This window comes from Flexivirga lutea (genome assembly GCF_054778955.1).
Map to the genome: position 1 here is coordinate 745135 of NZ_BAAGZB010000002.1, position 21509 is coordinate 766643.

21 protein-coding genes are annotated in these 21509 nt (G+C 67.8%); 8 read left to right on the forward strand and 13 right to left on the reverse strand.

The window, feature by feature from the left end:
- Positions 1 to 143 precede the first annotated feature (143 nt).
- From ACYVBN_RS09910 to ACYVBN_RS09965, 12 genes are all read right to left on the reverse strand, one after another.
- Complete coding sequence (locus tag ACYVBN_RS09910; RefSeq protein ID WP_460600365.1) at positions 144 to 1277, reverse strand: glycosyltransferase family protein; 1134 nt, start codon at positions 1275 to 1277, stop codon at positions 144 to 146.
- Positions 1274 to 2635, reverse strand: coding sequence for a cytochrome P450 (locus ACYVBN_RS09915; RefSeq protein ID WP_460600366.1), 1362 nt, complete (start codon positions 2633 to 2635; stop codon positions 1274 to 1276). The genes ACYVBN_RS09910 and ACYVBN_RS09915 overlap by 4 nt, the downstream gene beginning before the upstream one ends.
- A complete protein-coding gene (locus tag ACYVBN_RS09920; protein ID WP_460600367.1) occupies positions 2632 to 2973 on the reverse strand; it encodes a hypothetical protein in 342 nt (113 codons plus the stop codon). The genes ACYVBN_RS09915 and ACYVBN_RS09920 overlap by 4 nt, the downstream gene beginning before the upstream one ends.
- The gene (locus ACYVBN_RS09925; protein ID WP_460600368.1) at positions 2970 to 3326 is read right to left on the reverse strand and encodes a lycopene cyclase domain-containing protein; all 357 of its coding nucleotides are present in this window, start codon (positions 3324 to 3326) and stop codon (positions 2970 to 2972) included. Before ACYVBN_RS09925 ends, ACYVBN_RS09920 begins: the two co-directional genes overlap by 4 nt.
- Positions 3323 to 4981, reverse strand: a complete 1659-nt coding sequence (crtI, locus tag ACYVBN_RS09930) for a phytoene desaturase family protein (protein ID WP_460600369.1) — start codon at positions 4979 to 4981, stop codon at positions 3323 to 3325. The genes ACYVBN_RS09925 and crtI overlap by 4 nt, the downstream gene beginning before the upstream one ends.
- Positions 4978 to 5928, reverse strand: a complete 951-nt coding sequence (locus ACYVBN_RS09935; protein WP_460600370.1) for a phytoene/squalene synthase family protein — start codon at positions 5926 to 5928, stop codon at positions 4978 to 4980. The genes crtI and ACYVBN_RS09935 overlap by 4 nt, the downstream gene beginning before the upstream one ends.
- Positions 5925 to 7019, reverse strand: coding sequence for a polyprenyl synthetase family protein (locus ACYVBN_RS09940; RefSeq protein WP_460600371.1), 1095 nt, complete (start codon positions 7017 to 7019; stop codon positions 5925 to 5927). Before ACYVBN_RS09940 ends, ACYVBN_RS09935 begins: the two co-directional genes overlap by 4 nt.
- 39 nt (positions 7020 to 7058) lie before the next feature.
- Positions 7059 to 7445: a hypothetical protein gene (locus tag ACYVBN_RS09945; RefSeq protein WP_460600372.1), complete on the reverse strand. Its 387-nt coding sequence runs from the start codon at positions 7443 to 7445 to the stop codon at positions 7059 to 7061.
- 74 nt (positions 7446 to 7519) lie between these two features.
- Positions 7520 to 7966 (reverse strand): pyridoxamine 5'-phosphate oxidase family protein, encoded by a 447-nt coding sequence (locus ACYVBN_RS09950; RefSeq protein WP_460600373.1) that lies wholly within the window; start codon positions 7964 to 7966, stop codon positions 7520 to 7522.
- Complete coding sequence (locus tag ACYVBN_RS09955; protein ID WP_460600374.1) at positions 7963 to 8802, reverse strand: SDR family NAD(P)-dependent oxidoreductase; 840 nt, start codon at positions 8800 to 8802, stop codon at positions 7963 to 7965. The genes ACYVBN_RS09950 and ACYVBN_RS09955 overlap by 4 nt, the downstream gene beginning before the upstream one ends.
- Positions 8799 to 10229, reverse strand: coding sequence for a cryptochrome/photolyase family protein (locus ACYVBN_RS09960; protein WP_460600375.1), 1431 nt, complete (start codon positions 10227 to 10229; stop codon positions 8799 to 8801). Before ACYVBN_RS09960 ends, ACYVBN_RS09955 begins: the two co-directional genes overlap by 4 nt.
- On the reverse strand, positions 10229 to 10618 hold the full coding sequence (locus ACYVBN_RS09965) for a sigma-70 family RNA polymerase sigma factor (RefSeq protein ID WP_460600376.1): 390 nt from the start codon (positions 10616 to 10618) through the stop codon (positions 10229 to 10231). Before ACYVBN_RS09965 ends, ACYVBN_RS09960 begins: the two co-directional genes overlap by 1 nt.
- A gap of 61 nt (positions 10619 to 10679) precedes the next feature.
- Between ACYVBN_RS09965 and ACYVBN_RS09970 the strand changes: the two genes are divergently transcribed.
- Complete coding sequence (locus ACYVBN_RS09970) at positions 10680 to 11573, forward strand: MerR family transcriptional regulator (protein WP_460600377.1); 894 nt, start codon at positions 10680 to 10682, stop codon at positions 11571 to 11573.
- A 39-nt stretch (positions 11574 to 11612) separates the two neighbouring features.
- On the opposite strand, the gene ACYVBN_RS09975 is transcribed toward ACYVBN_RS09970, so the two are convergent.
- A complete protein-coding gene (locus ACYVBN_RS09975) occupies positions 11613 to 12635 on the reverse strand; it encodes a LacI family DNA-binding transcriptional regulator (protein WP_460600378.1) in 1023 nt (340 codons plus the stop codon).
- Positions 12636 to 12760: 125 nt separating this feature from the next.
- Between ACYVBN_RS09975 and ACYVBN_RS09980 the strand changes: the two genes are divergently transcribed.
- From ACYVBN_RS09980 to ACYVBN_RS10010, 7 genes are all read left to right on the forward strand, one after another.
- Positions 12761 to 14809 (forward strand): beta-galactosidase, encoded by a 2049-nt coding sequence (locus ACYVBN_RS09980; protein WP_460600379.1) that lies wholly within the window; start codon positions 12761 to 12763, stop codon positions 14807 to 14809.
- Complete coding sequence (locus tag ACYVBN_RS09985; protein ID WP_460600380.1) at positions 14806 to 15714, forward strand: carbohydrate ABC transporter permease; 909 nt, start codon at positions 14806 to 14808, stop codon at positions 15712 to 15714. The genes ACYVBN_RS09980 and ACYVBN_RS09985 overlap by 4 nt, the downstream gene beginning before the upstream one ends.
- Positions 15711 to 16619, forward strand: a complete 909-nt coding sequence (locus tag ACYVBN_RS09990; protein WP_460600381.1) for a carbohydrate ABC transporter permease — start codon at positions 15711 to 15713, stop codon at positions 16617 to 16619. Before ACYVBN_RS09985 ends, ACYVBN_RS09990 begins: the two co-directional genes overlap by 4 nt.
- Positions 16620 to 16673: 54 nt before the next feature.
- The gene (locus ACYVBN_RS09995; RefSeq protein ID WP_460600382.1) at positions 16674 to 18017 is read left to right on the forward strand and encodes an ABC transporter substrate-binding protein; all 1344 of its coding nucleotides are present in this window, start codon (positions 16674 to 16676) and stop codon (positions 18015 to 18017) included.
- A gap of 82 nt (positions 18018 to 18099) precedes the next feature.
- Entirely contained in the window at positions 18100 to 20163 is a 2064-nt protein-coding gene (locus ACYVBN_RS10000) for an alpha-galactosidase (protein ID WP_460600383.1), read from the forward strand.
- Positions 20164 to 20256: 93 nt separating this feature from the next.
- Positions 20257 to 20694, forward strand: coding sequence for an SRPBCC family protein (locus ACYVBN_RS10005; protein WP_460600384.1), 438 nt, complete (start codon positions 20257 to 20259; stop codon positions 20692 to 20694).
- Between the two features lie 79 nt (positions 20695 to 20773).
- Positions 20774 to 21508 (forward strand): CPBP family intramembrane glutamic endopeptidase, encoded by a 735-nt coding sequence (locus tag ACYVBN_RS10010; protein ID WP_460600385.1) that lies wholly within the window; start codon positions 20774 to 20776, stop codon positions 21506 to 21508.
- The last annotated feature ends 1 nt before the right edge of the window (position 21509 follow it).

Here is a 21509-nt window from a genome sequence, read left to right on the forward strand (position 1 = left end):
CGGCAACGGTCGCCGAAAGTGGACGCGCTCGGGACGCTGACGCGTACACAACCGGCAACGGTCGCCGAAAGTGGACAGGTCGGCGCACGTCCGGCGCCGGCGATCGTGAATCGCTCGGCAACAGACGTCACCGGTGCCCTCGGCTACTCGCTCTCCGAGTGCATCACGACGTCGCGTCCGCGCCACCGCACGGACCCGCGCGCATAGGTCAGGAATACCGAACGCGCGAAGAGCACACCGAACGCCACCAACGGCACCGGGAAGACAGCCCACGTCCACCACCGATAGGACCCCACCCGCCGCAGGATGCTCCCGAACTGCAATCCCAGCCCGGCCCAGCCGATCACCCAGACGAACCACGGCCCAGTGACGAACACCCGATGTCCGCTCGCACCGGACAGAATGGTCAGCAGCACGCCGACGGTAACGGCGAAGTGGCAGATGACCCATGCCGCGGCGCCGGCCCGGGCAGCGGGCGCCGCTTGTCCGGCACCGGAAGCGATGTTCTTCGTCCAGCCTTCGGCGAGCTGACGGAAACCGTTCGGATACATCCGCATCCGCAGTGCCGCCCCACCCGTCAGGCATCGCACCGGCAGACCGGCGCGCGCGTAGGCGGCCGCTAACTCCACATCGTCGAGTATGGCGCCGCGGATCGCCTCGTGGCCGCCGGAGCTCTGGTAGTCCGCCCGTGACGTGAGCAGGCACGGACCGAACGCCATCGGCCTGCGCGTCCTGCGATGCGCGAACTCTCCGCTACCCATCAGCGACATCACGTTGAAGTAGGCCGACAACTGTTCGTAGGGTGCGTGCACCTCGTGGTAGGGCTGCACCGAGACCAGCCCGCCATACCTGCGGTGCGCACCGAGCAGCTGCTCGACGGCGCCGGTCCCGAGGGCGGTGTCCGCGTCAAGGAAGAGCAGGAGTTCCGCCTGCGTCGCATCCGCTCCCACCTGACAGGCCCAGGCCTTGCCGGTCCAGCCGGCAGGCACTTCCCGGACCGCGAGCACGCGGGCGCCGGCGGCGGAGGCGACGTCGCCAGTGCCGTCGGTGGACCCGTCGTCGACCACGACGACCTCAGCCAGTGCGCTGCCGCCGTGTTTCAGCGAGCCCAGCAACACCGGCAGGGTGCCGGCTTCGTTGCGTGCCGGGATCACGACCGCGATCCGGCCGGTGCCGGAGGTGCGGCCTTCGTCGCCCAGACCACGCAGGTTCGCCACTTGCCGAGCGCCGGCCCATGCACCGGCGAGCAGGAGCAGCAGGACAACCACAGTGGTCACGGCAGTGGTGACCCGATCGGCGTCAGACACAGCGGCATACCGCCGCTGGGGTGGACTGCGACGTCGGCCTGCGGGCTCGGACGGCTCCACTCGGCGGGTAGCTCGACTCGGAATCTCGACACGATCCTGCTCAGGATGATGGCCATCTCACCCAGCGCGAAGTCCCGGCCGATGCACAGTCGGGGGCCTGCACCGAAGGGCAGGTAGTGGGTGCGTGGCGTCGGGTCATCGCGAAAGCGCTGCGGCCGGAACTCCTCAGGACCGTCCCATGCATCGGCGCGGCGGTGCAGCACCCAGGGGCTGATGATCGCAGTCGTGCCGGCCGGCACCTCCCGGCCGCCGATGAGATCGGCCGCCCGTGATCTGCGCGAGATGACCCACGCCGGCGGATACAGGCGCAGCGCCTCGTCGATGACCGCCCGAGTCCACGGCAACACCCTCCGGGTCTGCATCATCGGGACCGCACCGGGTAGCAGGGCGACCTCGCTGCGCACGCCGTCCTGCGCAGCCTGGTGCTCGGCGAGCAGCATCAGCGTCCAGGACAGCGCCGCCGCAACGGTCTCGTGCCCGGCGATGACCATCGTCACCAGCTCGTCGCGGATCTCCTGGTCGGACAGACCCCCCTCGATCAGCAGGCCGAGCAGGTCGTCACCGTGCGATGTGCAGGCCCGGCGTGCCTCGATCAACTCGAAACAGAGAACGTCCAGTTTGCGGCGTGTCGTCGTCAACCGGCGGTTGAGAGCGGACGGGATCCGCTCGGGAAGGATCGACTGCCCGAGTCGCACCACCAGTCTGGCCGCAGCGCTGGTCGCCTCGAGCAACCGATGCGCCTGCTCGGACAGATCGGTGGACAGGATGGCATCGCCCACCACGTCGAGCGCGATGCGCAGGCAAACCTCGGCCACATCGACGGTGTGCCTCCGTGGACTCCACCCGATGTGCACGTCCAAGGCGCGATCACCCGCGTCCGCCACCCGCGCCGCCAGAGAATGCAGTCGTTGATGATGGAAGGCGGGTGCCACCATCCGGCGATGCTCCAGCCAATTCGGTTCGGCCGAGGCCAGCAGGCCAGGACCGGTCACTCTCGCCAACGCGCGGTACTGAACGGTGTCTTTACTCCAGTTGCGGGCGCCCGTCTGCAGCACCCGGCGGACGTCGGCCGGATCGCTGACCAGCAGGGCCGGCGGACCGGGCACCGGAAACGCGACCAGGTCGCCGTACCGCTCCCGTGCGCGACACAGGAAGCGCAGCGGATCGGCCCGGATCGAGCGGAAACCGGTCATCATCTCCCGCGTCGACGGACCGGGAGCCCCGATGTCCAGCGGACCCTGCCTGATCCGTGCTGCAAAGCCGCTCACGATGTCGCGCAACGGCGGCGGCGACGCCCCGCCAGTGCGTCCCACACCGCACAGGTCAGCAGGATCAGCGCGAAGCCGAAACCGACATCCTCCACGGGCGCCCAGAAGAGCCGGCCGTCCCCGAGCCAGGTGATCCGTGTCGTCCCCACAATCGCGTCCCCGTCGTAGCGGACGATGCCCCGCCCAGTCAGCCACGCATTCGTCACCAGCTGGAAGATCAGCAGGATTGCGTAGGCCGCCCACCAGGTCCTGGAGGTGGTCAGCCGGGTGCGGGTGATCACACGATCGACACACACCGAGGCGATGACGGCGATGACGGCGAGCGCCGTGTACGTCATACCGATCCTTCCCGGCGTGCCTTGTCGCCGTGTGCAGGGCGTCTGCCGGTGAGGTGACGCACGGCTTCATAGGTGAGGATGGCCGCCAGCGGAACGACGACGAAGAAGGCGATCTCCTCCAGCGGCAGCCCGCCGACCCGCCATGGCAGCGTCTGCCGGCTGTCGAAATGCCACTGTCCGGCATGAGTGGCCCACACGTCCCAGGCCACGAAGGGAGCGGATGCCACCACGATGGTCGTCAGCAGGCGTAGCGGCCGGTGCAGCACTCCCAGGTGGTAGCCGAATTCCAGGGGGAGGGTGCCGGCCAGGCAGAACGCCAGCATGGCCAGGTAGGAGAGATGTCGCAGGCTCATTGCGGCCACCGCCTCGGCCGGTCCGACCCGCCGTGGTCGGTATCGGCTCGCCCGCCGGTGGATCGCACGGGTAGCGGAGCGGCCAACGGGCCGGTGGAATCGTCCCCGCGGACCGCCTTGAGCAGGACCTCCGCGCTGATCAGGCACATGGGCAGGCCGATGCCGGGCAGCGTGCTGTGACCGGCATAGAACAGCCCGGCGACCCGTCGTGATCTGTTGCGTCCGCGGAAGAACGCGGACTGCCGGGCGGTGTGTGCCAGTCCCAACGCTCCACCCCTCCAGGCGAACACATCGTCGGCGAAGTCTTGCGGGCCGATCGTACGACGGACGACGATGCGCTCGGCCAGATCGGGCACCCCCGCCCAGGCGGCCACCTGGCGAATCGCCGCATCCGCGACGAGCTCGACCGCCCGGTCACCGGCGCCGTCGACACCGCCGCGTCCCATTGCCGGGTCGGCGGGGACCGGGACCAGCAGGAAGAGGTTCTCGTGACCGTCCGGTGCCATGGCCGCATCACTGGCGGTGGTCCGACTCACGTAGATCGACGCGGGGTCGGGGATCGCCTCCGATCGGTGGATGGCGGCGAAGTGTTTCTCCCAATCCCGGGTGAAGAACAGCGAATGGTGCGCCAACTGTGGAACCTGCCCGCGCACCCCGAGCAGGACCAGCACCGCTCCCGGGCCCGGGTCGCGCCTGGACCACCACGATGCGGGCCGGCTGCGGGCGGCGTCACCGAGCAGTCGCGTCTCCAGATGGTGCAGATCCGCCGCGCCGACCACGAGGTCGGCGTCGACGGTCATCTGATCGTCGCCCGCGGCGAAGCTGACACCGGTGACCTGAAACCTGCGATGGTCACGGGACCGCCACCGACGGGCACGGACGGCCGTGTGGATCTTGGTCGCGCGGGACGAGGTGTGGATGCGGACCCCCTCCGCCTCGGCGAGCGTCACCAGCGAGTCCACCAGCGCCCGGAAGCCACCTTGCGGGTAGTAGACGCCATCGACCAGATCGAGGTGGCTCATCAGGTGGTAGATACTCGGCGCACGGGACGGCGCGGTCCCGAGGAATACGGCCGGGTAGCCGAGAATCTGCTCCAGCCGCCGATCCCGCACATACGTGGCGATGAAACGGTCCAGTGGCTGGACCAACATCCGCGTCAGCCGGCCGAGGCGGGTCACGACATCGCGGCGGACCAGCGGCACCATGGAGCGGTACGTCGTGTAGAGGAAGCGGCGGACCGCCAGCTCGTATGTCGTCCGGGCGGATTCGAGATACGACGCGATGCGCGGGCCCGCTCCGGGCTCGATGCCGTCGAAAAGCGCCGTCACCGCAGCCGTGCCGGAGCGCACGTCGATCGGTTCCGGGTGGCCTTCGAAGAAAGCTCGGTACGCCGGCTCCAGCCGGGTGAGTGCCAGCTCGTCGCCCGCAGCAGCACCGAGGAGTCCGAAGTAGTGCTCGAAGACGTCGGGCATCAGGTACCACGACGGGCCGGTGTCGAAGTGGAAGCCGTTCTTCGTCCAGCTGCCGACGCGGCCGCCCACGGTGGCGTTCTTCTCGTGCAGCTCCACCTCGAAACCGTCACGTGCGAGTAAGGCCGCCGATGCCAAACCGGCGACACCGCCGCCGATGACGACCACCTTCCGTGCGCCGCTCACGCTCGCCCCTGCCGTATGCCGGCCGCGAGCGCGATCCGCAGCTTGGTGGGTCCGGGCACCCGGACCCGCTGCCGCACCAGCTGCTCGGCCGGTGTGATGCGCAACCGGTGTGACAACTCTGCGAAGACCGCGTGCGCAGCGGCCACCGCCCGGCGACTGCTGTTCGGAAGCTGGGAGACGGTTGCGGCGGCATGGTCCAGGTCGGCGTCGATATCGTCCAGGATCCGCTGCTTGTCGCGTTCGGTGAGGTGCGCCGGGTCGATGCCGGGGAAGTAGCAGCGGCCACGCAGGAAGTAGTCGTCGCGCAGGTCCCGCAGGAAGTTCACCTTCTGGAACGCAGCGCCGAGCCGGCATGCTCCGGCCGCGAGTTCTTCGTACGCAGGACCGGCCAGCAGCTCTGGGACCGGGGAGCGTTCGCGGCCCACGGGGGCGAGAAACACGCGCAGACACATCAAGCCGACTACTTCCGCCGAGCCGTACACGTAGCTGGCGAAGCTGTCCGCGTCGTGCTCACGCACCGAGAGGTCGGTGCGCATCGACCGGAAGAAGGGCGATGTCAGGTTCGGCCGGATGCCGCATTCCCGGGCGGTGGAAGCGAACGCGTGGACAACCAGATTCGCGCTGTAGCCGGTGCTGATCGCATCCTCAGTGTCCGCCTGCAGCCGGTCGAGCAGCACGCCGGCCTGCTGGGGCCGGCCGACGCCGACCGGCCCGTCCACGACTTCGTCGGCGAGACGGACCAGCGCGTAGATGTTGCGGACGTGATCCCGCACCGGTTGCTGCAGGAGTCGCGCGGCCATCCCGAACGATGAGGAGAAGGCATTGATCATGCGTGCGGCGGCGACCTGCGCCACCGCGTCGTAGGTGCGTTGCTGGTAGGGGTCGGCGTGTGGCGCCGACTGAGGCTTCTTGGCCCTCGCATCCCATTTCGCCGTGCGGTGCGTCATGCGGCAGTACTCCGCATGATGCGGCGGCTGAGCCGGGTGAGCTCGGCCAGCAGCGCCGGATCGAGGCCGATACGCTCCGCCGTGTCCACAGCACGCGTCAGGTGCTGCTCGGCGAGTCCTTCGACGAAACGTCGCGATCCGCAGCTCTCGAGCAGCTCGCGCACCGTCTCGGCGGCTCCCGCGTCCAGCGCGGCGTCTCCGATGTGCGGCGCCAACGCGTCCCAGGCAGGGGTCGTCCGCGCGTGCGCGATGAGCGCGGTGAACTTTCCCTCGCGCAGGTCACTCAGCGCGCTCTTGCCGGTGTCGGATTCGTCCCCGAACACGCCGCGGAGGTCGTCGGCGAGCTGGAAACCGATGCCGGCGAGACGACCGACCTCCGCGAGCTGGTCGACGCTTGCTCGGGGCGCGCCGGCGAGCACTGCGCCGGCCTGCAGCGGGAAGCGGAACGAATACCACGCAGTCTTCTGCTCGGCGATCGCGAGGACCTGCTCGAGGGTGGGTGTCGGAGCGCGGCACACACCGGCGGCGACGTCGTCGAGTTCTCCGGCGGCACTGACCCGCACCGCATCCTCCACCAACGCCAGCAGCGCACGCGTCGTTGCAGGGTCTGCGCCACACAGCGCCACCAGCTGTATGGCGCGGGCCAGTGCAAGGTCTCCAGCGAGTATGCCGGCCGCGACGCCGAGAGTGACCGCGCCGTCCTCGCGCGCGCCACGCACCCGTGCCGTGTCGGCAAAGACACCGGACACGTTGGCCGATCCGCGCCGCACGACATCCCGGTCGATGACGTCGTCGTGGATCACCAACGCGGTGTGCAGCAACTCCACCGCAGCACCGACGCGGGCGACCGCCTCACCATCACCGCCGCCGCAGCACTCGTACGCCGCGAACAGCAGTGCCGATCGCAGCTTCTTGCCGCCGCGGCCCGCTCGGCCGAGTTGCTGCCACAGCTCGTGCGTATCGGCACTCTGTCCTGTCGCGCAGCGCAGGCCGTCGGCGACGAACCGGTCCAACTCGGCGTCGAGTCGTGCGCGCCAACCTCTCGCTCCCGCCGCACAGTCGACCGGTGCCTCGCCCGGTTCATGGTTCACTGCTCTGCCTCCCTGCGGCTATCGAATCCGTGCCGGCTCTCAACTGATGAACGGCCGATCCGGGTGTTCGGGGTCGCCCGCCGAGCCGGGTCGCTCAGGCACGCCAACGACGCCGTCCTTCTGGGCGAGCAGATCACCGCCTGTGGTGACGATGTCCAGCCTGGCGTCCTGTACCCCGAAGAGCTGCTCGGCGATCATCTTGACCTGCACCGGCGGCATCGGCAGCGCGAGGTCGTCGAACTCGTCGCTCAGCAGGTTCGCCAGTTCATCGACGTCCGGATGCGCGCCGGACGCTGCTCGCGTCAGGATGTCGAGGTAGTCCCGCAGCTGCGCGGCGTCGAGGGAGTTGACGAATCGCTCATCCAGGACCAGCACGCGTCCGGCGGGGACGGCGTTGGTCGTGGGACGGGACGAATCTGCGTGCATGGTGTGGCTCCTTGGGGTGGCGGATGGGTATCGGCGGGTTACCTCGGGGTTGACGTCATACTCCGGCGGGTCGGTCACTGCAGGCTGCCCATCAGGTGATGAACGGTGATCGACAGCACGATCCGCTCCGGGTTCGGCCGGGGAACACGGAACCTCCGGGCATAGGCCTCCTCGGCGGTGCGCACCGACTCCGTGTCCGTCAGCACCCGAGCTGTTCCTTCGACGGTGCACCAGCGACGCCCGTCGACCTGGCACACCGCGACCCAAGGCGCGTCGCCAGCCTCGCTCACGTTACGCACCTTCCGGGACCGGCGCGAGGTCAGGATCCACAGCGACCCGTTGCCCGCGTCGAGCACAGGCGCCACCGGGACGGTGTGCGGTCGACCGTCGGATGTCAGCGTCGTCAGGGTCGCGAGATGACGCTCAGCCCAGAACTCCTGGACCTCGGGGTCGCCCAGGGTCAACCGGTGCGTGCGTCGACGCCGCGGTGGCGCGTCGCCCGGTGCCGATCGCTCCGTCATGCGGTCTCACCACCCGGCTGGATCCACGGCTTCGTGGCGGACCACACGCGTGAACCGTCCAGATCGCCCAGCGACATGGCGGCGAACCGGCGTGCCGCATCGGACGTCTGCCGGCGAAAGACGAAGTCCTCGCTGAGCGCAGCGTCGGCGATCTGGTAACCCGCATCGACCTCGCTCTGCGCGGAATGGAACGCTCGTCGCGTCCGTGCCAGGTACGCGGCGAGCAACTCTTCATAGGGCCCGGTGGCGGCGGCTTGGCCGATACTTGCCACGAACGAGCTGGCCACGGCCGCCGGCTCGATCACACCGACCCGCACACCGAACTGCGCAGCCACGGTCGACAACGACTGCATGAAACCCTCGACGGCGAATTTGGCGCCACAGTAAGCATCCGCGAACGGCTGCCCGACCACGCCGCCGACGCTGGTCACGGTGAGGATCGTCCCACTGCCCAGCTCTCGCATGCGCGGCAGCAGTATCTTCGTCAGCCGCACCGGCCCCAGATAGTTGACTTCCAGCTGAGCACGGATCTGGGCCATCGTCAGGTCCTCGGCGGTGCCGACGCTGCCGCGACCGGCGTTGTTCACCAGGATGTCGATCTCCCCGTAACGCTGGATGATCTGCTGCAGCTGACGCTCGACATTGGCTCCGGTCACATCCAGTGGGCAGACGGTGACTCGGACACCCATCCGCTCCGCCACTTCCTCCAGCCGGCCCGCTCTGCGCGGGTCACGCATCGACGCCAGCACGACGACACCGCGACGAGCCAATTCGACGGCGGCGTGCAGGCCCATGCCTGAGGACGTCCCGGTGAGCAGAGCTGTCCGCGTCCTCATCGCCGGCCTCCCCGGCCGGCTCTGGCGGCCCGCACGTGCTCGTAGCGCCCGAGCGCGTCGCGGCGTTCGTGGTCGTGATCCACGACCGGCGCAGGGTATCCGTGCGCGTGGCCTTCCGGGTGCTTCCACGGCGCATGCACGTCCGCGCCGGTCAGGTGCCGCAACTCCGGCACCCACTCGCGCACGTAGTCGCCGTCAGGGTCGAACCGCTCCCCCTGCCGCACCGGGTTGAAGACCCGGTGGAACGGGGCGGCGTCGGTGCCGGTGCCGGCGACCCATTGCCAGCCGTGGTTGTTCGAGGCCAGGTCGCCGTCGATGAGGCGCTCCATGAAATAGCGGGCGCCCTCACCCCACCACCGGTGCAGGTCCTTGGTGAAGAAGCTCGCCGTCACCATGCGGACCCGGTTGTGCATCCACCCGGTCGCGTTGAGCTGCCGCATACCGGCGTCCACCAGCGGATAGCCGGTCCGGCCCTCCTGCCAGGCACGCACCAGCTCCTCGCCATCGCCAGCGCCATCGGTGTCGCTACCCGTGTCGCGCCGGGTGTCGGCCGGGGCGTCGTACAACGGCGACATGCCGGACGTCATGTCGTGCCAAGCACTTTCGGGCGCCTGCCACAGCACGTCGGCGTAGAACTCACGCCAGGCGAGCTCGGTGCGGAAGCGCTCGGCCGACCGGCTCCGGCGGCGGCCCAGGTCGTGCAGCAGGGTCCGCGGATGGAGCGCACCGACCTTCAGGTGCGGCGACAGCCGGCTGGTGCCGTCGAGGTCCGGCCGGTCGCGGTCCTCGTCATACCGATCGATCGAGTCCTGCAGGAACTCCGCCCAGCGTGCCCGCGCCGCGTGCTCACCGGCGTCCGGCAGCGGCACCGGGCACTCCCGTACGGCGTGCTCCAACAGGGCGAGCGCGTCGGGTTCGTCGGCACCGTCGATCAGCTGCAGATCCTGGGGGGCGGGTGCCGGCGCGGGCCAGCCGTGCGACCGCCAGGCGCGGGAGAACGGCGTGAAAACCTTGTAGGGCTGGCCGTTCTCGCGGGTCACCAGGCCGGGGCCGACGGCGTATGGCGTGCCGGTCGCCACCAAGTCGATGTCGCGTTCGTGCAGCGTCGCGGCCACTCGGTCGTCGCGTCGGATCGCCCAGGGAGTGGTCTCCCGGCTGTGGTGCACGGCATGCGCCTCGTGCTCTTCGCACAGGGCCGGCAAGACCGTGTCGGGCCGGCCGGCGCGCACGCAGAGGCGGCCGTCGAACGCCTCCCGGGCGGCCAGCACCGAGGCGGCGAGCCAACCACGTCGCACCGGGCCGGCGGCTTCCCACAGCCGCGGTTCGATGACGAACACCGGCAGCACCGGCCCATCGGCCGCTGCCGCCTGCAGGGCCGGGTGGTCGCTGCGGCGCAGGTCGCGCCGCAGCCACAAGACCGTCGACATCACCGCGATGCCTTCGAATCGGGCCTCAGATGGCGACCGAGCCGCTGCAGTATCCAGGCCACCGCACTGTCCGTGCCGGGCCGGAACAGCGCGCTGTCCTGCCAGATCTGCAGGTAGAAGTCCTTCGCGAGCGACTCGGCCGTGGTTACATCCGTCGCGGCCTGGTGGACGAGCGGATAGGACCAGCCGACCGTGTCGTCATACAGGGCACCGAGTGCCGCGACGTCGCCGCGAGCACATCGCACCAGCAGAGCGCCCCACCGCTCGCCTCGTGATCGCGGCTCACCGGCCGCGGTCGGCTGCACCGCGACGCCCGCAGCTTCCGGCAGGTGACACGCCCGGTTACCGCTCGTGTCACGTCGGCCGACGGAGTTCCGCTGGATGGGCATGTCGGTAGCTTACGCAAAATCGGCTCTTTGTAAAAGGTTTCGTCGAAGGTAAGCTCAGCGCATGACGTACACGATCGGTGAGGTCGCCGAGCTCACCGGCGTTCCCGCAGTGACGTTGCGGGCCTGGGAGAACCGCTACGGCGTCGTCCGGCCCGGCCGCACCGCATCGTCGTACCGGCAGTACGACGAGCGCGACCTGGAGACACTCCAGCGCATGCGAGCTCTCGTGGACTCCGGCGTGCCACCACGGCGTGCGGCGCAGCTGGCTGCTTCGCCGGCCAGCCATTCTTCGCAGACGTCGGCCGGCGTTCCCGAGGCCCCGCTCCAGGACGTGACGGCCCTGGCGCGCGCGGGAGCGGCGTTGGACAACGACGCATTGCGACGGATCCTGGATGAAGCCTTCGCCGTCACCTCGATCGAGACAGCCGTCGACGCTTGGCTAGTGCCGAGCATGCACGAAGTCGGACGCTCCTGGGAGTCCGGCGAATTGGACGTCGTCTCCGAGCATCTGGTCAGCGCCGCAGTGATGCGCAAACTGTCCGCGCTGTTCGACACCACGCCGGCGCGTGGCCCTCGCGTGGTGGTCGGCCTGCCGGCCGCCAACCGCCACGAGCTGCCCGCCCTGGCCTTCGCACTACTACTGCAGCGCCTGGGGACGCAGGTGCTGTATGTCGGCGCCGACGTGCCCGAGTCGTGCTGGACACGCCTGGCCGAGGTGTGGCAGCCGGACGCCGCCGTCATCGGTGTTGCGTGCACCACCGACATCGAGCGCGCCCACGCCGCGGTCCGCGCTTTGCTCGCTGCCGAGGTCGAAACGGTCTACGTCGGTGGCCGGGACGCCCATCGTGTTCCGGGAGCGATCCCGCTGGTGTCGTCCCTCACCGCATCAGCGCAGACCGTCGCGGCCGCGTTAGCGCATCGGGGCAACTCCAGACACCGACGAACATTTGTGTGATGCCAGCAGCGGTGGCCTGCCGCATCGGAGCGCGCGTCGTCATGCCGACTGACGCCATACGACCTCGGTGTCCAGAATGAGCCCTTCTGCCGCGGGCTCGCCCGCAGTGAGTTGGCCGAGCACGGCGCGAGCGGCCGCCTGACCGAGCAGGTTGGCCGGCTGCCGCACCGTGGACAAGGCGGGTCGGCAGCGCAACGCCCACGCGCTGTCGTCGAATCCGACGACTCCGACGTCATCGGGCACGCGCCGACCTTTGCTGTGCAGAATGTCCAAGGCCCCGGCGGCGATCGCGTCCGAGGCCGCGAACACACCATCGATGTCGGGGGCTCGTTCCAGCAACTCCCGCATCCCGTCCACCCCACTGCCGTGCGCGTAGAGCGGGTAGTCCACCACCAGCACGGGATCGAACCGGTCACCAAGGGCCTGCTGGAATCCCAGCAGTCGGTCGCGCCCCGAATCCCGGTCCAACGCACTTGCGATCATCCCGATCCTGCGGCGGCCGGTTGCCACCAGCCGTTCGGTGATCGCTCGTGACGCCGCAACGTTGTCGATGCCGACGAACGGGATGCCGTCGATGCCCGGGGGATGGCCGACGAAGGCGGCCGGTATGCCCATCTTCGCCACGGCGCAACCGATCGGGTCCCCGGCACGCGCCGAGATGATGATCACGCCGTCGGCGAAGCCCCCTCGCAGGTAGTCGGCGACGCGGTCGCTGTCCCGCGGCGAGTCGATGATCAGCGACACGAGTTGGTGATCCGCCTCGGACAGCACGGAGTTGGTGCCGAGCAGGATGGCGCCGATGTTCGGGTCCTCCAGAAACAATGAATGCGGCTCGTGCACCACCAGCGCGACGGCGTGAGAGCGCTTGGTCTTCAAGTTGCGCGCCACCGTGTTTGGCGCGTAGCCGACTCGAGCAATGGCCGCCTCCACGAGCTTCGCGGCATGCCGGGACACGTACGGCTCGCGATTGATGACCCGCGAGACGGTGCCACGCGAAACGCCCGCCTCCCGGGCGACGTCGTTGATGGTCGCCTGTCGCGGACGCCGGGCCGAAGCACTCACCCGACAACTTTAGCTTGACAGGACGATCAACCGTGCCTACCTTGTGAACGTTCCCAGATTTGTGATCCAGATCACCAATCCAAAATTGGGAACGTTCCCAACATGGCCACCGAAATGAGCTGTGGATGACCAGGACCGCGCTTCCCGAGTTACGTGCTGCAGGCCTGCCCGCCCGAGCCGGGATAGCGCTGGGCTGCGACTACAACCCCGAGCAATGGGCACCTGAGGTGTGGGCGCAGGACGTGCGGTTGATGCGCGAAGCAGGCGTCGGGATCGTGGCGATCAACGTGTTCGGCTGGTCCCGCCTGGAGCCGCGACCCGGCGATTTCGACTTCACCGAGTTGGACGAGATCATGGATCTGCTGGACGCGGCAGGCATCGCAGTCAACCTGGGCAACGGCACCGCGTCGCCACCGCCGTGGCTCACCCGGCTGCACCCGGAAATCCTGCCGGTGGGTAAGGACGGAACGCGTTACTGGCCCGGGGGTCGCCAGGCCTGGTGTCCGAGTTCACCGGTCTTCCGCGAGTATGCGCGCCGGCTGACCACTGCGGTGGCGACTCGTTACGGCGAGCATCCGGCGCTGCGGTTGTGGCACGTGTCCAACGAACTCGGCTGCCACAACGCCGCGTGCTTCTGCGACGTGTCGGCGCAGGCCTTCCGCGGGTGGCTGCAGCGCCGGTATGGCGACGTCGCGGCCCTCAACCGCGCCTGGGGAACGAGCGTGTGGAGCCAGCAGTACGGGAACTGGGACGAGGTCCTGCCGCCACGGCAGACGTTGTCCGCGGGTAACCCGACGCAGGCACTCGACTTCGCGCGATTCAGCTCCGATGAACTGCTCGAGGTCTTCCGCTCGGAGGCTGCAGTGTTGCGCGGGTTGAGCGACCGTCCGGTGACCACCAATTTCATGGTGACGGCGCACATCCGCAGCCAGAACTACTGGCAGTGGGTGGATGACGTCGACCTGGTTGCGAACGACCATTACCTCGACCATCGACTGGCCGCACCGCACCAGGAACTTGCCTTCGCCGCCGACCTGACGAGGGGACTGGCGGGCGGGCGTCCGTGGATGCTGATGGAGCAGGCCAGTGGCGCGGTCAACTGGCAGCCGCGCAACCTGTCCAAGGCACCTGGAGAGATGTTGCGCAACTCGTTGACGCACGTCGCCCGAGGTGCCGACGGGATCTGCTTCTTCCAATGGCGAGCATCCGCCCAGGGCGTCGAGAAGTTCCACTCCGGTCTGGTGCCGCACGCCGGAACGACGAGCCGCAAGTGGCACGAAGTGATCGAGCTCGGCCACGCCTTGGACACGCTCGCTCCGGTCACCGGCAGCCGCGTGGTCGCGGACGTCGCCATTCTGTTCAGCTGGGAGGCGTGGTGGGCGTGCGACATGGACTCGCGCCCCAGCGAAGACGTGCGCTATCTGGACCAGGTGCACCGGATGTATCGGGCCATGTGGGAGGTGGGCATCACCACCGACGTCGTGGAACCATCCGCCGATCTCAGCGCTTATCGCCTGGTGTTGGTCCCATGCCTTTACCTGGTGTCGGACTCCGCCGCCGAAGCCGTGGCGCGATTCGTCGCCGACGGAGGAACAGCCGTCATCAGCTTCTTCAGCGGCATCGTGGATCAGGACGACCGCATCCGCCTGGGCGGTTATCCCGGCGCCTTCCGCGAACTGCTCGGCATACGGGTGGACGAATTCTTCCCGTTGGCGGCCGGCGAATCGATCACCCTGGACGACGACTCCACCGCAAGCATGTGGGCGGAACACATCGTGCTCGCCGGCGCGACGGCCGTGACATCGTTCACGGATGGTCCGGTGCCGGGAGATCCGGCGGTCACCCGGCACGATGTCGGCCACGGTCACGCCTGGTATCTCGGCACGGCGCTCGATCCCGCCTGCCTGCGCACCCTGCTCGGTGCCGTTGCCGACCAAGCGCACATCAGCACGCGAGGCGGCGACGGCGTCGAGATCGTCACTCGTCGCTCCGACGACGCGGACTACGTGTTCTTCATCAATCATGGCGAGCTCGCTGTCACGGCGCCGGCCGCAGGTGTCGAGCTTCTCAGTGGACAGCACCTGACCGGTGAGGTGCTCATACCTGCCGGGTCGGTGCGCGTGGTGCGGTCCGCGCCCCATTCGACTTCCCGAGGATCGGTGGTGTCCCCATGACGACAGGCGAACTCAAGACGGCACCCCGTGCGCGAAGCAGGGGCCGGAGCCTGACTCGCTCGATCAGCCTCTTCATCGCTCCCTTCGCGATCCTGTACGTGATCTTCTACCTGGCACCGGTCGGCTACGCGATCTACCAGTCCTTGCTGACGGTGCGTCGTCAAGGCACTTTCGGCCCGGCGAGGCAAGTTTTTGGAGGCTTGACGCAGTATTCCGCGGTCTTCCAGAACGGCGCGTTCTGGTCCTCCGTCCTCCGGGTGCTCGTCTTCGGCATCGTCCAAGTGCCCGTCATGCTGGGCCTGGCCCTCGTGTTCGCGCTGCTGCTGGATTCGTCGCTGCTGCGCGGCCGCAAGTTCTTCCGGCTGGCATTCTTCGCGCCCTACGCGGTGCCCGGGGTCATCGCGGCGATCATGTGGGGCTTCTTCTATTCGCCGTCGCTGTCGCCCATTCCGATAATCTCCGACAACCTCAATCTGCTGTCCGGCGGTTTGGTGCTGTGGTCGATCGCGAACATCGTCACCTGGGTGTACGTCGGATACAACATGCTGATCATCTACTCGGCGCTGCTGGCCATTCCGCAGGAGATCTACGAAGCGGCCAGACTTGATGGAGCCAACCAGTGGCAGATCGCCTGGCGTATCAAGATCCCGTTGGTGACACCGGCAATCATTCTCACTGCGGTTTTCTCGATCATCGGAACCCTGCAATTGCTGGCCGAGCCGCAAACGCTGCGTAGTTTCAGCACGTCGATCAGCAGCACCTACACACCGAACCTCGCGGTCTACACCACCGCGTCGGTCCCTGACTACAGCCTCGCCGCGGCCTTCTCGGTCGTGCTGGCGCTGACCACCTTCGTGTTGTCCTTCACCTTTCTCAAGCTCACCCAGCGAAGGGCCTTCGCATGACGACCACCGAAGCCCCTCGCACATCGGCCCGCACAGAGCGGCCGGGACGCCACATCGCGCAGAGCAACACCTTGTCGCGGGCCAGCGCAATGCTGGTGATGGGAGTCTTCACCGTCTACTTCCTGCTGCCGGTCTGGTGGCTCCTCGTGTCGGCGACCAAGACTCGTGGGCAGCTGACGTCGACCGCGGCCCTGTGGTTCACGCCGGACGGCTTCGCCAATCTGCTGACCAATCTTCGACAGCTGTTCACGTATGACGGCAACGTCTTCGTCCACTGGATCGTCAACAGCATCGTGTATGCCGGCGCAGGCGCCTTCCTGGGCACCCTGATAGCGGCGATGTGCGGCTACGCCCTCGCGAAGTACTCGTTTCGCGGACGCGAAGGACTTTTCAACGTGATCCTGGGTGGGGTCCTCGTACCCTCCACGGCACTTGCCCTCCCGCTGTTCCTGATTTTCAGCAAGATCCAATTGACCAACACCTATTGGGCAGTTTTCCTGCCCAGCATCGTCAATCCGTTCGGCGTCTATCTGGCGCGCATCTTCGCGGCAGCGAGTGTGCCCGACGAACTGCTGGAAGCTGCGCGCCTGGATGGCGCCGGCGAAGTGCGGACGTTCTTCACGGTTTCGCTCCGGCTGATGTCGCCGGCCCTGGTGACGATCTTCCTCTTCCAGTTCGTCGCCATCTGGAACAACTTCTTCCTGCCGCTGATCATGCTGCGGGACCAGAAACTCTTTCCACTGACCCTGGGGCTCTATTCCTGGAACAGCGCCATTGGCCAAGCCCCGGAGTTGCGCACGCTGGTCATCGTCGGCGCGCTCGTCTCCATCCTTCCGTTGATCATTGCCTTCCTGAGCCTGCAGCGCTTCTGGAGCAGCGGGCTGTCGGCGGGCAGCGTCAAGTAGACCGACTCATCACCACTCAACATCAGCAGAGCTGACAACACGAAGGGCACACCGATGAAAAGAACGTCCACGACCGCCGCGCTGAGCGTGGCCTTCGTCGCAGCAGCCTGTCTGACCGCATGCTCGAGCGGTGGTTCCGGATCGACGGCCGGCGGCAGCGGTGGAGGCAACTCCTCCAGTTGTGCACCCTCCAAGGGCACCGTCCAATTGTCCTTCACCACCTGGGTTCCCGGTATGGACAAGGTGGTGGCTCTCTGGAACAAGCAGCACCCCAAGGTGCACGTGAAGGTCCAGATCGGTCCCAACGGGAACAGCGGCACCTACCAGAATTTTTTCAACGAGATCAAGGCGGGTAACGCACCGGACCTCGGGCAGATCGAATACGATGCGTTGCCGAATTTCCGGGTGCAGGACGGGCTGGTCAACATCGCGGACTGTCAGCCGGTCGCCGGCGCCGACAAGAAGTTCGTGGACTGGACGTGGCAGCAGGTGACCTTCGGGGAGAAGAATGCGGTCTACGCAATCCCACAGGACACCGGGCCCATCGCGATGTTCTACCGCAAGGACCTCTTCAAGGCAGCACACATCCCGGTGCCCACGACGTGGGCGGAGTATGCCAAGGACGCAGCGCTCATCAAGGCGAAGGGTTCCTACATCACCAACTTCCCCAAGACGGACGTCAACTGGTTCGCAGGGATGGTCTGGCAGAACGGCGGAAAATGGTTCAAGAACGACGGCGACACCTGGACGGTGAACCTGACCGGTTCGAAGTCCACCCAGGTCGCGGACTACTGGCAGAAGCTCATCTCCGCCCAACAGGTTTCCAAGCTCGCATCCTTCTCGGATGCCTGGAACAAGTCGTTCGATGACGGCCAGCAATGGACTTGGATCTCCGCCGTCTGGGGCGCCACCACCTTGCAGACCGGCGCGCCGCACACCGCGGGCAAATGGGCGGTGGCTCCGATGCCACAGTGGACTGCCGGCGGAAAATCCTCTGGCGACTGGGGCGGATCGACGACCGCGGTGCTGAAGGGATCGAAGCACCCGTACGAAGCTGCGCAGTTCGCCATGTGGTTGAACACGAATCCGCAGGCTCTGGCACTGGAGAACAAGTTGGGAGGCCTCTATCCGGCGGCGACCGCTGGTGCTGACCTGCCGGCGTTCCAGGCAGGGCAGCCGTTCTTCGGCGGTCAGCGGATCTACGACGTCTTCAAGCAGGCGTCGACTCAGGTGCAGCCCGACTTCACCTGGGGCCCGACGATGACCCAGACTTACAACGACGTGTCCGACGGGTTCGGTGCCGCGCTCAGCGGCTCCGGCACGCTCACCGGCGCGCTAAAGACCGGGCAGCAGAAGACGATTGCGGCTCTCAAAGCCCAGTCCATACCGGTGAAGTGAGAAGTCAGTCATCGGATCCGTCTTTCACCTGTGCGCCCCGGGCACCAGTTTCGTGCTGGATGCCCGGGGCCCGCACGCACCCGTGATCGTCCATTGGGGGGCCGAACTCGGGCCGTGTTCCGAGAAGGAGCTCGCGGCCATCGCGGATGCGGTCATTCCCGCGGTGCCGCCCAGTTCGATCGATTTTCCGTTGCCCGTCAGCGCCCTGCCGGTGCTGGCGGAGGCGTGGACCGGCCGACCCGGTTTGGCGGTGGTGCGCGACTCTCAGCTCTGTCCGCTGCACCTGCGGCGCGCCGACCTCGACGCCGGGAGAGACGGGGTGCTCACCGTCACGATGCACGACGAACGAGCCGCGGTAACAGTAGGACTCCGTTATCAGTTGTGCCGTTCGGGTCTGCTTCTCATCGACCAGGAAATCCGCAATGCGGGCGCAACCGATCTGGGAGTCGAGCGTTCCATGGTGACTCTCCCGGTGCCGTCGGCCGCTCAGGAGATACTCGATTTCGGCGGCAGATGGGCGGCGGAGCGACGCCCGCAGCGGCACCGCCTGCAACACGGCGCCTGGGTTCGGCAGAGCCGGCATGGCCGCACCGGCCATGACACGCCGTTCGTGATGGTCGCCGGCATGCCGGGCTTCTCGTTCCGGCATGGGGAGGTGTGGGCCGTGCACGTCGGGTGGAGCGGCGATCACGAGTTGTCGGCAGAATCCTCACCGCTCGGTCCAACTGTCCTGGCTGCCGGGGAACGGTTGGACAGCGGTGAGGTCGGCCTGGGCGCCGGGGATGTCTACCGTGCACCGCGGGTGTTCGCTGCGCACGGTGAGGGCCTCGACGCCGTCTCGGGCCAGTTCCACGACTGGGTTCGCGACGTGCAGGCCCTTCGCCGGCCGGCCCGCGAACGTACGCCTCGAGTGGTGCTCAACACCTGGGAGGCCGTGTATTTCGATCAGGATGAAAGCAGGTTGATCGAACTGGCTGAGCGCGCCGCCGAGGTCGGCGTGGAGCGCTTCGTCCTGGACGACGGCTGGATGCGCGGGCGCATCGATGACCGGAGGGCACTGGGCGATTGGTCCGTGGACCCACAGCGGTGGCCTCACGGACTCCATCCGCTCACGAGCACGGTGACACGCCTCGGGATGGACTTCGGCCTCTGGGTGGAGCCGGAGATGATCAGTCTCGACTCCGACGCGGCGCGCGCTCATCCGGAGTGGGTGCTGCGCGATTCCACCGGGCACCTGCCACCTTCGTGGCGGCACCAATACATGCTCGATCTGAGCAATCCAGCGGCCTTCGGCACGGTCCGCGATCAGCTGTCCGCTCTGGTGCGCGAATATCCGATCTCGTTCCTCAAATGGGATCAGAACCGCGACCTGTTGCTGCCTCACAGCCATCGTCAGACGCTCGCGACCTACCGGCTGATGGACGAACTCCTCACCCGGCACCCGCGCCTGGAGATCGAATCCTGTTCGTCCGGGGGCGCCCGAGTGGACCTGGGGGTATTGGAGCGAGTGATCCGGGTGTGGCCGAGCGATTCGCTGGATCCACTGCAACGGCAGGCGACCCAGCGCTGGACCTCCTTACTGGTCCCACCGGAGTTGATCGGCAGCCACGTCGGCGCGGCGACCGCGCACACGACCGGGCGCGTTTCCTCATTGGCTCTGCGCGTCGCAACCGCCAGCTTCGCTGCCGCCGGGATCGAGGCTGATCTGACCCGCATCGAGCAGGCCGAACGCCGTGCGTTGCGCGACTGGATCAGTTGGTACAAGGAAGTTCGCGGACTCGTTGCGTCGGGCACCGTCGTGCGGTCCGACTCCATCGAGGACGGTCTGCACGTGCACGGCATCGTCGCCGCCGATCGATCCGAGGCATATTTTCAACTCGTTGCCGATGATGCGGTGCGGTCGGCGACGCCTCCCCCGCTGCGACTACCCGGGCTGTCTCCCACCTCGACATACCGCATCGCCGCAGTGCACCTCGCCCCGCTGGACTGGCCGGTCCAGGACTCCTTCGCGAGGCTGCATGGCCCCGATCTCGCGCTGCCCGGGTCCGCCATCAGCTCGATCGGATTCGCCACGCCGCCCCTCGCGCCGGGCGAGGTCCTACTCCTCAGCATCCTGCGGGTTCCGCCGGTCACCCCGCCGCCGTGAGCACACGTTGATCACCGTCCGCGTCCCGTGACGTACGGTGAATTCGACTGCACGACACCCGAACGCCGCGCGAAGTCTCCAGGAGCACCGTCGATGAAGATCTCCCGAAGTTTTCTCGTTCGACCCGAACCGGCCGTGGCGCATGCGTACCTGCAGGACTTCGGCCATGCAACGGAGTGGGATCCCGGCACCCAGCGGTGCGAACGCCTCGAGCGCGGACCGATCGCGGTGGGCAGTCGCTGGCGCAACGAGTCCCGCTTCCTGGGCCGCTCGGTGACGCTGACCTACGTGCTGGCCCGCACGGACGAGCACCGCCTCGTCTTCGAGGGCTCCAACGACTCCGCCGACTCGCGCGACGACATACAGCTCGCGCCGGCGCCGGAAGGCGGCACCCGCATCACCTACACCGCCACCATCACCCTGCGCAGCCGGCTGCATGTCGTCCTCGATCCGCTGCTGCAGCTGTTCATGCGACCGGTCGCCGACAAGACGGTCGACCGCATGACCACGGTCCTCAACGGTCTTCGCTGATGGCGGGACCGGTGCGTGCGGCAGGCCCATGGCGGCCGGTGAGCGCCCACCCCGCCCGGTCGGCCTCGGGTTGATGCCGATGGTCGTGTTCGTGAACCCGGTGCGGGAGGTGCGCTCGTTCGTGCGGGCGGCGCTGGTCGTGCCGGTGCCGCGTGACCACCGGGAGACCGACGCGGCGTTCCGGCGGCGACGGATCGTGGCGCTGGCCACGCTGGTGGTCGGTGCGGCGCTGCTCGCAGCGGCATTGCGCATCCGGGCCGGCGATCCCTCGTTCTACCTGGCGACGGCGGTGCTGGCCGTCGTCTGGACGGTGGGCGGCCTGCTCTCGGGTCCACTCCACCTCGGCCGCGCGCACACCCGGGCCGGCTCTGACCGGGCCCGGCCGGTGGTGCAGTCGCTGGCGCTCGGTGCGCTGCTGCTGGCCGTCTTCCTGGCCGGCGGCCTGCTGGTGTCCCATCTGCCGGCGTTGCGCGACCCGGTGGTGCGGTTGCTGGACCACGCCCGGCTGGGCTCGTTGCCGGCGATCGTGCTGATCACCGCGGCCAACGGGGTCGCGGAGGAGATCTACTTCCGCGGGGCGCTGTATGCCGCCGTCGGACGGCGATATCCCGTGCTCGTCTCGACCGCGGTCTACTCTCTGGCCACGGCCGGCAGCGGCATACCGTTGCTGGTGCTCGCGGCGGCCGCGCTCGGCCTGCTGACCGGTCTGCAACGCCGTGTCACCGGCGGCATCCTCGCCCCGATCATCACCCATCTGATCTGGTCGCTGGGCATGCTGCTCCTCTTACCCGTCGTCCTACCCACAGGAGGTTGAA